Source organism: Caballeronia sp. dw_276 (assembly GCF_018449635.1).
GTDB lineage: Bacteria > Pseudomonadota > Gammaproteobacteria > Burkholderiales > Burkholderiaceae > Caballeronia.
The window spans coordinates 230,819-244,908 of sequence record NZ_JAAVUV010000011.1; the positions used below are offsets into that span (position 1 = coordinate 230,819).

General features: G+C 59.7%; 12 protein-coding genes. All 12 read right to left on the reverse strand.

Going from position 1 to position 14,090, the window contains the following annotated elements:
* Positions 1-67: 67 nt before the first annotated feature.
* The gene (locus tag HB633_RS23070) at positions 68-982 is read right to left on the reverse strand and encodes a DUF6708 domain-containing protein (RefSeq protein ID WP_213780444.1); all 915 of its coding nucleotides are present in this window, start codon (positions 980-982) and stop codon (positions 68-70) included.
* Positions 966-4,154: a T6SS effector BTH_I2691 family protein gene (locus HB633_RS23075; protein WP_213780445.1), complete on the reverse strand. Its 3,189-nt coding sequence runs from the start codon at positions 4,152-4,154 to the stop codon at positions 966-968. Before HB633_RS23075 ends, HB633_RS23070 begins: the two co-directional genes overlap by 17 nt.
* Positions 4,155-4,207: 53 nt before the next feature.
* The gene (locus tag HB633_RS23080; protein ID WP_213780446.1) at positions 4,208-5,188 is read right to left on the reverse strand and encodes a DUF4123 domain-containing protein; all 981 of its coding nucleotides are present in this window, start codon (positions 5,186-5,188) and stop codon (positions 4,208-4,210) included.
* Positions 5,189-5,650: 462 nt separating this feature from the next.
* Positions 5,651-6,964 (reverse strand): DUF3443 domain-containing protein, encoded by a 1,314-nt coding sequence (locus HB633_RS23085; protein WP_346730350.1) that lies wholly within the window; start codon positions 6,962-6,964, stop codon positions 5,651-5,653.
* Between the two features lie 15 nt (positions 6,965-6,979).
* Positions 6,980-7,507 carry a DUF2844 domain-containing protein gene (locus tag HB633_RS23090; RefSeq protein WP_346730351.1) on the reverse strand — a complete coding sequence of 176 codons (528 nt, stop codon included), beginning with the start codon at positions 7,505-7,507 and terminating at the stop codon, positions 6,980-6,982.
* A 227-nt stretch (positions 7,508-7,734) separates the two neighbouring features.
* On the reverse strand, positions 7,735-8,433 hold the full coding sequence (gene cheZ / locus HB633_RS23095; protein ID WP_213780495.1) for a protein phosphatase CheZ: 699 nt from the start codon (positions 8,431-8,433) through the stop codon (positions 7,735-7,737).
* A gap of 12 nt (positions 8,434-8,445) precedes the next feature.
* Positions 8,446-8,841, reverse strand: a complete 396-nt coding sequence (cheY, locus tag HB633_RS23100) for a chemotaxis response regulator CheY (protein ID WP_061998280.1) — start codon at positions 8,839-8,841, stop codon at positions 8,446-8,448.
* Positions 8,842-8,918: 77 nt separating this feature from the next.
* Complete coding sequence (locus tag HB633_RS23105) at positions 8,919-10,034, reverse strand: chemotaxis response regulator protein-glutamate methylesterase (protein WP_213780447.1); 1,116 nt, start codon at positions 10,032-10,034, stop codon at positions 8,919-8,921.
* The gene (gene cheD, locus HB633_RS23110; RefSeq protein ID WP_213780448.1) at positions 10,031-10,750 is read right to left on the reverse strand and encodes a chemoreceptor glutamine deamidase CheD; all 720 of its coding nucleotides are present in this window, start codon (positions 10,748-10,750) and stop codon (positions 10,031-10,033) included. The genes HB633_RS23105 and cheD overlap by 4 nt, the downstream gene beginning before the upstream one ends.
* Positions 10,747-11,670 carry a CheR family methyltransferase gene (locus HB633_RS23115; protein WP_213780449.1) on the reverse strand — a complete coding sequence of 308 codons (924 nt, stop codon included), beginning with the start codon at positions 11,668-11,670 and terminating at the stop codon, positions 10,747-10,749. The genes cheD and HB633_RS23115 overlap by 4 nt, the downstream gene beginning before the upstream one ends.
* Positions 11,671-11,729: 59 nt before the next feature.
* A complete protein-coding gene (locus tag HB633_RS23120; RefSeq protein WP_213780450.1) occupies positions 11,730-13,520 on the reverse strand; it encodes a methyl-accepting chemotaxis protein in 1,791 nt (596 codons plus the stop codon).
* Positions 13,521-13,559: 39 nt separating this feature from the next.
* Complete coding sequence (gene cheW / locus HB633_RS23125; protein ID WP_060817391.1) at positions 13,560-14,090, reverse strand: chemotaxis protein CheW; 531 nt, start codon at positions 14,088-14,090, stop codon at positions 13,560-13,562.

Here is a 14,090-nt window from a genome sequence, read left to right on the forward strand (position 1 = left end):
AGCAAGGAGCCTTTGTGTATCTCGGAGCGGCTCACTCCGAAGCCCGCTGGATTGCGTGGCGCACAGCTCACCGATACCCCTCCGGATTGCACCGTGAATCCCGCTCCCACGGGTCACTCGGTTCAATCTTGCAAGCGGCTTCGACTTCTGCAGGCCAAAGTGGGACTTTAGTAACCAGCCGGTTAAACATGCGGCCAATGAACTGCAGGATGTGGAACGGCGTCATGATCCATTTGTACAGCGGATTCCAGCCGTCACTCGCACGAATGCCGGTCCAGGCTTGCAGAATCGGTTCGCGCTTGTCGGCGATGGGCAGGTAAAAGCGCATGCCATCGGCGTCCGCCACGGCTTGTGGGCCATCTTCCATGTACCGACGTACAAACTCCCAATACCGATAGACATACTCTTTAGTACCGGAGCTGTAGCCAAAGATGAACCAGTCCTGCACGGTTTTAGGATCTTTAAGCACCAGCCCGGCGATGCCGTAAAAGGGAAGCGGGCCTATTTGCTTGATTGTGCGAACGGTAAAGAAAGTGCTGTCCCACGGGACTTCGAGATAAGTGCCTTTGTCACGATAGACATACACCATGCGGTTCTTGCGATCGAGGCGGATCGGGTAGTGCGTGTAGCCGAACCATTCGTCCGTTTTTCTTGAAAGGAAAATAGCAATCGCTATTAATGCTCCGGAGTAAAGGATCGAAAAGATGGGGTCAAGAATCGGGTCATAACCGATATAATCATTTAGATGAGTAATATCGTAAAAAAACGAATAAAATCCTAGACTCAGAAAGAAGAAGCAAAAAATGCTGGCATATCCTCTAATATCAAAATTTCCGTCTACAACCTCTAGGTATGTTGAACTCATCCTAATCGCCGTCATCGAAGCGTGCGGTTTTCCGGAACTAATTTGCTTCACGCTGAGCCGATTTCTAACTTCTTCTTCGGTAATGAAACGCTCTTTTCTTTTACTGTATAAACCCATGATTAACCTCCGCAGATATCAGGGTTAACTTTTCAAAGTCTTCCTGCTCTGTCTTTGAATTTTCAGTTCGCGTCCCATCAGGCAGCGCTCCCCAGTAGCAATGCTCCAGCCATTGCGCAATTTCATCGCCTTTGATGGCATCAATCACTTTGCCAATTGCAAATAATGCTACAGCGAGAACCAAACCCCATCCGGTAAGAGTAAGTGCTAACGCGGCTTCGGCGAATGCGGCCCAGATCGCCAGAGCAGCCGCCACCCCTCCCAGTACACCGCTAGCAAGTTGTAACCTTCTGAGGGCCCATTTTTGTTGTTTTGCGCTTTCCCTAGAATCCACAGCATCCATCAACGCCTGCACCGCCCCAATCACCGCGCCCACCACACTAAAACCCTTCACCAATTTATCGGTGAATCCCAACAGCCTTTGCGCACTCTGCATCTCCACCATGCCAACGGCATAAAGGTTGCGCCATTTGGCGGCGGCATCGGCAACGGTCGCCACGTTGTTGCCAACTCCAGCGGCGAACGCCATCAACCCGACGGTGACGCGAATATCCGTAGTCCCGCCACGGTTAAAGCTCATGGCCTTGGCTTCATCGCTCAGCAGGCGTTGCCACGATGCACCCTTGATGATGGTGTCGAACAGGGCAATGACTGCACCACTCGTGGCGCTGATGCTGGGGCTGACCTGCCCGAGCTTGAAAGCGTTCCAATCCTGCACGCTCCGGAAGCTGCGAGTGGTTTTGCTCAAGGCGGTGATCTGTTCCACCGGATCCTGGCTGACTTGAAGCGCAGTGGCGAGCGCCGGGTCCCGGCTGCCCTGGATCAGAATCCGGGTGGTGATGTGCTGGCCTTGGTTGGCTCCAAAGCCGGCCAGATTGCCATTGGCGTAGTTGATTCTGGCTTCACGCATGGCTTGTGCTTCCAGCCGCGCCAGTTGTCCTTTGCTGAGTTTGGTGCCGTTTGCTTCGGCGGCGCTCGCCACCATGCCTGCATAGAATCTAGCCAGGGTGCGGCACATTTCTCCGGCCGTGCCTTTGAGTTCAAGAACGCCGACCGGAGCACGGGTGAGCACGCCCATCAAGACCAATCCTTGACTGAGTTTGGCGTTCCCGGCCGCAGCGGCCATGCCGGCAAGTGAAGCGTTGGCCAGGCCAGTCAGCGAATGGCTTAGCATGGCAACAAGATAAGACACACTATCCGGCATGGCCCTGGCAGCGGTTGCGTTCACGCCAGAGGCTTTGGCCGCATCCACCTTGTCGCGCGCCGCGGCAACCGGAGCAAGCTGCTCTGCCGTAGCCGGTACAGCAGCCTGCAGGCTGACCATCTTCAGATAGTCTTTCTGAGCCTTGTCGTAAGCTGCCTGCGCATTCGCCACTTTCGTATTAGCCTGTTTTCTGGCGTGGAATTTTTCGTCGGCAGTGAGCTCCAGCAAGGCTTTGAAGTGGCTGGCATAAGTGCTGTTCAGCGCCGACCATGGCACCTCGGCCGGGGCCAACGGCGAACTGGTCAACGCGTCTATCAACGCCTTCTGATTACAGGCCATGGCACGCAAGGCCAAGTTGTTCTTATTGGTAATGTCGCCTTTGAGCCAGTTCAAATAAACCTCGGCGCAGCCCGGAACCTCTGCCGTGCCCGCGATACAGCGCGCCAGAATGGCGGTGTAGACATCGCCACTCTTCGGGTCGTTCGCGTCGTGCGTGCATTCCAGCTTGTTGGCGAGCTGGTTGCTTTGCATCCACTCTGCGTGAGCCTGCGCCACCGCTGTGGTGTATTTGGCGTCGTACGCGTTGGCAGCAGCGTCGCGGTCTTTGTGCCATTGATCCCAAATCCGCGCTGAAATGGCCGTCTTCGCCACTGCGCCAGAATATTTGCGCTGCATCTCGACTTTATGCTGCTCGATGGCTCTCAAGCGATCCAGTGCGGAATCGAAGTGAGTCATCTCCAGATGCCGCACCCATGTCTGTTCTTCTTTGAGGCGTTGCTGATCGGAAGACGAGGAAGCAACCGGCAACGGTCCGGCGATTCGCGCCAAGTACTCATTCCATTTTTTGTCTTGCGCAACCTTGATCCGAGCCAGGGTGGGCAAGTAACAATCGTCTAATTTCTGACTGATCTTGGCCGCCTGATCGAGGCTGGCCTTGGAAGGAAACGGGTTCGAATAGGCCCCTTGGTTAGCATAGGCCTGCGATACGTCCGTTTTGAATTGCGCCGATTGTTTTACGTCCTGTTTGGCCGCGTTGTCGCTCGCGCCGTGCAGCGTGGCAATCATGCCGTCCAGCCCGATCAGGTGACGGTAATTGGTAGCGTAGCCGCCAGCCTTTGGACGGTATTTGCCTTCAGGCACCTGGGTATCGAGAAATTTCTCTCGACGTGCCGCGAGCAGTTTTGCCAAGTCTTGCGCAATGCCAACCGGATCATCCAAAGCAATCACCACGCTCTGGATGGTGTTGTCCTGACGCATGCAGAACGCTTCCTGAGCCTTGGCATCGTGTTTGGCGACACCGTTCAGTATGTGAGCTGGAACCTTGGTATCGGCGTATTCCAGCACATGATCTGCCAGTTTATTTATGGGTGCGGCGTGGTCGGCGGTGGCGTCGCTTCCTTTGGCGCCCTTGCCCAGCGGGTGAGCCTTGGCCCAAGCCGCCACATTGAACTTGCGCATGTGCAGCTTGCGTACGTCGGCGCGCTCGATGTGCAGCTTGATCACGGCATCGGTCCACTGCACATCGGAAAACGCCAGCCAGACTTCCACGGCTTCCTGCGGATGTTCAATGGTGATGCAACTCGCAGCCTCCAGGTGCCCCGTCTCGCTACACGGAATGACCTCTTTACCCGCTTGCGGCATGGGCGCGAGCGTGTACCGCGGCAGAGGCAGGAAATAGCCGCCGGAACTGACGCTATAACCCTGGAGTTTGAGGGCGGATTTTTCGTTATAAACGTAGAGGTAACCTGCACGCATGCGCCGCAATGTGTAGCTGGCGCTTTCCCCGGAACCCAGGCTCGCCAGCTGCTTGCGGGGCGCGGCTGTTCCGAATCCGCTCGGAGCATCTTCAATCCTGAATGGCGCTGACATCTTCGGGGCCGGAGCCTCGCCGGGGACGACAGCGTAACGGACCGGCATGATGGCCAAGCCTTCTTTTTTGCAAAGATTGCAGGACTTTTCTGTGGACATGAAAGGGCGTTCAGATATGAGATTGCTCAGGGGAGATTACCCAGCCGTCTGTGTCATCCATACGGAACAGGCACATCAACGAGGTATGGCGCTGGCATGTGTTCCAGCTGTTCCCGTTGTTTAGCCGGGACAGCATCCAGGAGCCGATCAAAGCTGTACCGGGTTTGATCCCAGATGCTCCGGTCCGGCAAAGGGGTCAACTGGGGCAAGCCGGTGAAGGCCCGGCCATATCGGACGGCATAAAACCCGTACTCGATGGCGTCTTCGCCCGCCAGCCAGTACGACTGGTCTGCAATCGCAAGCGCCTTTTGCGCCTGGTCGGCCAAGACAAGACGCTGGCTGCCCGATACGGATTCGGGCAACGCCAGTCGCGTCAGAATCTGGTTGATCTGAGGGGCGCGCTCAAGCTCGGTCCAGAGCACAAGGCTTATTTCATTGAGGGTGTTGTCGCGCTCTGCTTTAGGAAAAGCCTTGGGAAACGGGCTTTCAATCAGCGCATCTCGCTGGCATTCGTACCAGTTCCCCAGCCACTGAAACTGCCAGCGGCTAATTGGGCCCATGAGCGAGGCCAACTGATCCGGCGACAACAAGCGGCACACATGCGGAAAAATGCGAGGATCGTAAAAACGCCAGAACGATGCGGAACCTTGCAGGCCGCTCGCTCGATCAACCGGCAGCACTTTCAGCAGATATCGCAGGTGATCGGCCGTGTTGCTTGCATCTTGATCGGTATCCAGCCACGCACAGAATCCGACATGCGCGAGCGGCATGCTCTGGGAAAACGCGTTCTGTTCTGCCAGGGCGTACTCAAGCCATTCCAACTCATCGGCAGCGCAGCGGCTCAATTCCAGAACGCGCGGCAGCGCGGTCTTTGCAAGAAGCCCCCAGTTCACGGGTTCACAAACCCGGGCAGGGAGTTGCTCGGCGTGGCCGACGTCGGAGAACCCGGATGCATCGAACAGCATGACATTGTTGAAGAGGTTGTCCGGCGGGATGCTTCCCTGGAGCCAAGGATAAGAAACGGTCATGGTCATGGATTTGCGCCCAGGTGTTCAGGTAACGAGGATCTAAACAGTTACGCTGAAACGACCAAGGACAACCTATCGTGGAAATTGTAGAAAGCGGGAAAGCAAGCTACGTGTAAATTGACGATCGCCCGTGCGAGGGCTGCAGACTGCCCTATTCTTCTATTCGCCTCCATCAGTAAAATCTGAAATGAGGGTGAAGAAAGGTGTGGTTTCGAGCAGTTGCACTGAGAAGATGCCCCAAAAATATTCCATTTTCAGGCCATGCGATGTATGCAGGCTCAGCGAGCCTGCGGGTGCGGAATGTAGCGAAATTTGCGAGATCGATGCCGACCCGTGTTACGTCCAGCGCAACGGTCTCTAAAAACAAAAACACCCCACAGCGTAGCCCGCGTGCAGGGTGGGAGTGACTATCTCAGAAAGCCCGGCAGACTAAAAATCCGCCGGGCTTTTTTTATTTACGTCGCGAGTTCAGAACGCCACGAAAGGCGCATTGCCGTTGTTGCCGAACCCGAAGTACACATGACGTCCGAAGAAGAACGGCAGACCGAAGTCGAACAGCGTCGGGAACGAACCGATGTTCCCAGCCAGCCCGTTCAACGCGTAGTTCGTGCCGCTGCCGGCCAGCGTCTTGGCGTTGGCGACCGTGAAGTTCACCGTGGCCGACGTGCCGTCCTGGCCGATCACCGTCGAGGACAACGCCGTCGAACTCGCCGGACAGTAAAAGTCCGTGAAGCTCGTCGTGCAATTTGGCAAGGACGTGTCGTTGAAAAACAAGCCGTTCGAACCGGAATCGACGATCGTCGTCACCGACGCGCCTTTGTACGAACCGCTCAAATTACCGAACGCCGAGGATTTGAAGGACGTCGCGCCGGTCAGCGTGTTGTTGCTCTGCGTCCCGATACCAAACACCAGCGTGCCCGTCACCGACGCAGCCGCGCTCGCCACCGGCGGCAATTGCACGATCACGCCGTTGTTGTCCACGGCGAACTTCGTCACGGGATTCACAACCTGGTTCGCGACTGCCACCGCGGTTTGCGAGCAATTCGTCCCCGACGGACACGAGTAGTAGTTGCTGGTCGCGGCGTTGGCGCAAGCGGCCCCGCAGTCCGTCGCCGATACACCCACGCCCAGGATCCCGTTCGCGCCGAGTTGCCGCGACGTGCTCTCGTTGCTGCCATTGATACAGCCCGATGCCGGAACCGTCGAATTCGCCAGATCGCCTACGATCTGAATCGGAATGGCGCTCGCCGTTTCGCCGCCGATCTTCACGTCGGCGGTACGCACGGTGCCCCACGTGAAGCCATCGGCGAATTGCGTGCACTGCGCGAGCTGGCCGCCGCTCGTCGACTGGTTGATCGGCAGGTTCGTGATGATTTGCGCGGCGGCGTCGCTGGCAAGACGCAGGCCGTACGAGCCGGTATCAACCTGAATGTTGTCGATGGTCTGGCACACGCTGGTTCCAGGCGCGCAAACGGTCACGGTCACGTTCGGAATATTGACGAAGTTCTGCGCGCCGGGGCCAACGGTGATTGGCACCGTGTTCGCAGCCGTCGATGCAATCGGCTGCGCGTTCGGCGCGCCGCCCACGTTCCCGCCACTGCCACTTCCGCCGCTGCCGCTACCGCTGCCGGAGCTGCCGCCACTGCTGACTGAACTGTTGCCGGAGTCGCCGCCTCCGCCGCCGCAGGCAGCGAGAAACACGGACAGGCTGAGCACGGCGAGGCATCGGAACAAGCCGGACTTCAAAGAGAAAAAAGACGATGAAAACGTCGGACGCATCATGAAAGTCTCCGTCCGTTATTGGATGTCGCTGGCGCTGACGCCGGCGGGCAAGGCTTGTGGAAGATAAGCCTGGCCGACAAACGCGCCCATGTGGCCACCGGAACGGACGACCAGCGCACTGCCGGCAACGCTCACCGGCCCGCGACCGCCGCCATTGGCGCGCTGGTTCTGGATACCCTGGACGTATTGCGGAAAGTAGCTGCCGAGCAGCGTCGGCAAATCGGGGATTCGCGGGCCTTGCCACGCAATGCCGAAGACCGTTCCGTCCGCGCCCACATACTCATTGACGACGGTGCCGACTGCGAGCGTCGTGGTGCGTACGGTGAAAGCGCTCGTGGACGCCGCAGCCGCGGAACCCGCCGGCACCGATGCCGCATGCGACACCGAATTGCTGACAGTAGCGCCCGCGGGCGCCGTCATGGGCGCGCCGCCGAGCACTGCGTAGGCAGGTGCTACGGCCAATACGCTGAACGTCAATCCTGCTGCCAGACTTGCGAGCGCGCGAGCGCGCCGAAAGCCGAATGAAATGATCGAAGTGTCCACTTCAATTCTCCGTTTCGATTATTTCAAGCGATGCACTGTTTCGTCTGCTGAAACCCCGCGAGCGTGCGAGGCGTTCGCCGAGACGTAAGTATGCCAGTCGAATGCGTCGATCTCGGGAAAGTGAACATATGTTGCAACGCGAAATCAGCCGAAATGGGTGTTGTTTTGACCCGCGCGGGTAGCGTGCGCGTCGGCGTTGCCTGGCGCGCACGTGGGTAAGCGCTGCGTCAGAAACCCAGGCTGGCCAGAAGGTCGTCGACTTGCGTCTGGTCCTGAACGACGTCGGTGCGGCCTTCGGGGTTGATCTGCGGGCCGTTCAGCAGCGTTTCCGGCGTACCCGAAACCGTCGATGCCGCCAACGCCGCCGCCTGCGCCGCGAACTGTTCACGCCGCTCGGGCGCAATGTTTTCCAGCAGCACGCCGAGCAATTGCTGCTCGATCACATACACCACGTCGGTGATCTTTTTGATCACCTGACCGGTCAGATCCTGGAAATCCTGCGCGAGCATGATTTCGAGCAATTGCGCGTTGGTCGCGACCGTGTGTACCGGCACTTGCTGCAGGAACCCGCGGGTATCGGCGAGCAGGGTTTTTACGTTCGCGTTGTCCAGCGGCGCGCCATACCACTGCTCCCAGCGGGCATCGAGCGCTTCTGCGTCGCGCTGCATGGTTTCCTGCATCGGCTTGGCGAGTTCGATGGCGTTCAGCGCGCGATCTGCAGCCTGTTCGGTCATCGTCGCGACGTATTTCAGGCGGTCGCGTGCGTCCGGAACCATTTCGGCGGCGGCTTCGACTTGTTTGTCGAGGCCGAGTTCGCGCATGGAATCGCGCAGCGTGCGCGTCAGTTGGCCAATGCGCGCCAAAATCCGGTCGCTCGATGCATCCCCGTCCTGCTCGATCGCCGTCAGCGCTTCCTGGGTTGTCATTTCGTTCACGATTCAGCTCCCGGCCTTGGCCATCTTTTCGAGAATCTTCGTGAGCTTCTCGTCGAGGGTCGCGGCCGTGAACGGCTTGACCACGTATCCGCTCGCGCCAGCCTGCGCTGCGGCAATGATGTTTTCCTTCTTCGATTCCGCCGTCACCATCAGCACCGGCAAGTGCGAAAGGGCGGCATCGGCGCGAATCTGCTTGAGCATTTCCAGGCCATCGAGGTTCGGCATGTTCCAGTCGGAAATGACGAACTCGAAACCGCCGCCACGCAGGCGCGCGAGACCGGCTGCGCCGTCCTCGGCTTCATCGACGTTTGAAAAACCCAGTTCCTTCAGCAGGTTTCGCACGATACGGCGCATCGTCGGGAAGTCATCGACGACCAAAATCTTCATGTTCTTGTCCATCTTCACTGCTCCTTGTATTCCCGTTGTTTCTTCAGGCGGCGCGCACGCCGCGTGGGTATTCGAATTGGTGAGGCGGTTCAGACGCGCTGCGCGCGCTCGCCCATGGAATTGAGGCGCGCCATCACGCGCCGGGTCATTTCCGATAACGGCGCGATCTCGCTGACGCCGCCAGTTGCAACGGCTTCGCGCGGCATGCCGTAGACCACGCAGCTGGCTTCGTCCTGCGCGAACGTATAGGCGCCCGCCTGCTGCATTTCCAGCATGCCCTGCGCGCCGTCGCGGCCCATGCCGGTCAGGATCACGCCGAGCGCGTTCTTGCCGGCGTGCTGCGCGGCGGAACGGAACAACACATCCACCGACGGCCGATGCCGGTTGACCGGCGGGGCATCCGAGAGATGCGCGACGTAGTTGGCGCCGCTGCGGGCAAGCACGAGGTGCGCGTCGCCCGGCGCGATATACGCGTGGCCCGGCAGCACGCGCTCGCCGTGCTCCGCTTCTTTCACCGCGATGCGGCACAGGCCGTTCAGACGTTGCGCGAACGACTTCGTGAAGCCCGGCGGCATGTGCTGCGCGATCATCACGCCGGGTGCATCGGGCGGAAGGGGAAGCAGGAGTTCGCGGATCGCTTCGGTGCCGCCCGTCGATGCCCCGACGATGATCAGCTTCTCCGTACTCACCAGCGGATTGTTCAGGTTCGGCGTGGGTTTCTGCGCCACGGATGCACCGCTCGAACCCGCCGCAGCGTGCACGACGTGAGGCGTTTGCCGAACCCGGGCGCGTGCGGCGGCGCGGATTTTATCGGCGAGCTTTTCCGAGTATTCGAGCATGCCGTCGCGAATGCCCACGCGCGGTTTCGTCACGAAATCCACCGCACCGAGTTCGAGCGCGCGCAGCGTGATTTCCGAACCGCGTTCCGTCAGCGACGACACCATCACCACCGGCATGGGCCGAAGCCGCATCAGCTTTTCGAGGAAATCGAGGCCATCCATGCGCGGCATTTCCACGTCGAGCGTGAGCACGTCCGGGTTGTGCTGCTTGATCAAGTCGCGCGCGACCAGCGGATCAGGCGCGGTGGCGCACACGTGCATGTCGGGCTGCGAATTGATGATCTCGGTCATCAGGCTGCGCACCAGCGCCGAGTCATCGACGCACAACACGCTGATCTTCGGTTCCGTGCTCCGGGCCGTTGTCATGCTTCCTCCGCCGTCTTCATGCGGACGGTTCGCTGCAGGCCGGCTGCGGCACCGAATAGTTCGATGCGGGGTTTATCGGTTGTTTTCGCTTTTGGCTGGCTGAACAGTTCGACGCGCGCACGCGCCTTCGCCAGCCGTTCGCTGCGTGCTTCGGGCGTTTGGCGCACCAGCGCCTGTTCGCGTTCGACCACGCTCGGGTCTTGATGCGTGATCAGTTTCTTGACCATTGCCTGGCCGGTTCGCGGCATGAACGCGACCTTGCGCGGATACATGCCCTGCAAATCCTCAGCCACGATACGAATCTTTTCCAGCGCGAGATACCGGCGCACGAACTCGGAATTCCTGTCGCCGATATTGATCGTCGTCATGCCGGCCAGCACCGCGCCGCCGCCGAATACCTTGGCTTCGAAGCGTTCGCGCCGGCCGCCGCGCTTGATCATCTCGTTGATCAGCACTTCCATGGCGTACGCGCCGTAGCGCATGGAATCCGAACTCGATTGCGATGCGTCCGCGCCGTCGTCGGGCAGCATGAAATGGTTCATGCCGCCAATGCCGGCCGTCCGGTCCGTAATGCACGCCGCCACGCACGAACCGAGCACCGTGACGAGGACCATGTTCTCGCCCGTCATGTAGAACTCGTTCGGCAACAACTTCACGCCCGGGAGCTTGAAGTGGTTGTCGAAATAAAGGTTCGTCGCGATCGGCAATGCGCTCATGCCAGCTCTCCGGCGAGCGCCTTCTTCTTCGCGGGTCCAGCAACGGAATCACGCGACAGCGCGTACACCGTCTGGCCGCGCAACTTGAACGCCTGCGTCACGTACGTGAAGTTTTCCGAATGCCCGGCGAACAGCAAACCGCCGCTTTTCATCAGCGGTTCGAAGCGCGCGAGAACTTGCGCTTGCGTGGGTTTATCGAAGTAGATCATCACGTTGCGACAGAAAATCGCGTCGAACTGGCCGGGCAGCGCGTACTTGGAATCTGTCAGGTTCAGTTGCTCGAACTTCACCATCGCGCGCACTTCGGGACGGATCTTCACCATGCCCGCGTGTGCGCCCGTGCCCTTCAGGAAGAAGCGCTTCAGGCGATCGTTGCCAAGCGTCTTCACCGAATCGAGCGAATACACGCCTGCGTCGGCCTTCTGCAATACCTGGCTGTCGATATCCGTTGCGATCACCGTGCATTGACGCGCGGCCGAATCGCCAAGCGTTTCCATCAACGTCATGGCGATGGAATACGGTTCCTCGCCTGTCGATGCCGCCGAGCACCACACCGAGAACGGCTGCGGCCGGCTTTTCGCGAACGTGGCGAGAATCGGAAAGTGATGCGATTCGCGGAAGAACGCGGTCAGGTTCGTGGTCAGCGCGTTGGTGAACGCCTCCCATTCGGCGCTGTCCGGCTGCGCTTCGAGACGATCGAGATAAAGGCGAAAGGTATCGATATTGCACGCGCGCAGGCGTCGCGCGAGACGGCTGTACGCCATGTCACGTTTATGCTCGGACAGCGAAATCCCCGCGCGACGATGAATCAGGTCGCGAATGCGGCCGAAATCGGCGCTGGTGAATTCGAAGTCGCGTTCCACTTCCGAACCGTTGCGGGTCCGGTCGCGGGGTGTATCGACGGGTGAGCGCGTTGCCATTTTCTAGCCTTCGTTCTGCTGGAACGTGCGGTGAACCTGCATGATTTTCTGCCACTGCCTTAGAAGGTTTCCCAGTCGCCAGCTGCAGCGAGCTTTGGCGCCTTGGCCGACGGTTGGGCTTTTTCAGCCGCGGTAGCCTCGGCCATGACCTTCGCATCTACCTTCGCATCTACCTTATTAACGGCGCGATTGGCCGCGACGTTAGGCCGCGAAACAACTTTTATCGGGGCGATGGCGCGGTTTGCGTTCGAGCTCGTCGCAACCGACGGTTCAACGCGTCCCGGCTGGGCCGTGTCGCCGCTGACTTGCCAATGCCCGACCACGTCCTTGAGCTTGCGCGTCTGTTCTTCAAGCGATGCCGCCGCAGCCGCCGCTTCTTCAACCAGCGCGGCGTTCTGCTGCGTGACTTCGTCCATCTGCCCGACGGCGCGGCTGACCTGTTCGATGCCCTGCGATTGTTCGTCCGATGCCGCGCTGATCTCGCCCATGATGTCCGTCACGCGACGTACCGCCTGGACGATTTCATCCATGGTCGTGCCGGCGCGCGCCACGAGTTGCGAGCCGCTTTCCACCTTCGCCGTCGAGTCGCCGATCAGCGATTTGATCTCTTTTGCCGCCGCCGCGCTGCGTTGCGCGAGGCTGCGCACTTCGCCGGCCACGACCGCGAATCCGCGCCCTTCTTCGCCGGCACGCGCCGCTTCGACCGCCGCATTCAGCGCGAGAATATTCGTCTGGAAAGCGATCCCCTCGATCACGCCGATGATGTCCACCACCTTGCTCGAACTCGATGAAATCGCGTTCATGGTATCCACGACCTGCTCGACGACTTCACCGCCGCGCGATGCAATATCGGATGCGTTGACGGCGAGTTGCGACGCCTGACGTGCGTTCTCGGCGTTCTGCTTAACCGTGCTCGTCAACTGCTCCATGCTCGACGCCGTTTCCTGCAGCGACGCCGCCTGTTCCTCGGTACGTTGCGACAAATCCGTGTTGCCGCTCGCGATCTCACGCGCGCCGACATCGATGGATTCCGCGCCGTGATGCACCGACCCCACCATCGCGGTCAGATTCACGCGCATCCGTTCGATCCCCGCAAACAAGCGGCCGATCTCGTTGGTTTTATCGGTATGGGCGGAGCGCGTCAGGTCGCCGCGCGCAATGCGTTCGAAGTGATCGACCGCGTCGTTGATCGGCTGCACGATCATGCCGCCCATGGCGAAGCGCGTGCCGATCAGCGTCAGCACGGCCAGCACCATCACGCCGGTGATCACCTCGATCAGCAACGTGATATTCGCCTGCGTATCCGCGCGCAAGGTATCGGCGTGCTTTTGCGTGAAGTCCACGACCGCGGATGCCGCCGTGTCCAGCGCAACGAACATCGGGCTGATTTTTGTGTCGGCGATGGCGTGATATGCCGGCAGGTCGTTCGCACGGATCGCGACGAACTCAGGATCCACGCCCTCGCGCATCAGCGTGTCGCGCTTGGCCACGACTTCGTCCAGCATGGCTTGCGGCAAAGTGGGCTTCGGCGTGGACAGGAAAAGCTTCCAGTTCTCGTTGGATTTATCGAGCAGGAACTGGCCGCGATCGATCGCCTTCTTGGCTTCGTCGGTCTTGCCGGCTTCATCGAGTGAACGCACGCGGTCGAGCGTCACACGGGCGCGCAGCAAGTACGACGACGCATCGTTCAGCGCGCGCACCGAGACCATGTCGCTGTCCGCCAGCATGGACAGCGAATTGCCCGCCGAGCGCAAGCCATTCAGCGAAAGCGCGGCCACGACAGCGGCAAAGCCGACGAACAGCAAGCCCACGAGCGTCAGCGTGGTACGAATCGACCAGTTCTTAAGCATGTCTTTCTTCCAGACGGTTCAAACAGTTCAAACGTGGGATCAAGCCGCGACGGAGTCGATCAACTCCATCTCCTTGCTTGTCATCAACTTTTCGATGTCCATCAGGATCAGCATGCGGCCATCGACCGTGCCGAGTCCCGTCAGATATTCGGTCGTGAGCGTGGCGCCGAATTCCGGCGCGGGCATGACCTGATCAGCTTGCAGCGTGAGGACGTCGGATACGCCGTCGACCACCATGCCCACCACGCGATGCGCCACGTTCAGGATGATCACGACCGTCTGGTTGTCGTACTCGACGCGGCCGAGGTTGAACTTGATGCGCATATCGACGATCGGCACGATGATGCCGCGCAGGTTGATCACGCCCTTGATGAACGCCGGCGCATTCGCGATGCGCGTGACGTTGTCGTAGCCGCGAATTTCCTGCACCTTCAGGATGTCGATGCCGTACTCTTCCGCGCCCAGCGTGAAGACGAGGAATTCCTGGCCGGCCGCTTCAGCCTGAGTCGAAACGCGTTGAACATCGCGGCGCTGCGCCGCGGAGGTGATCGATTGGATGTCTGCTGCCAT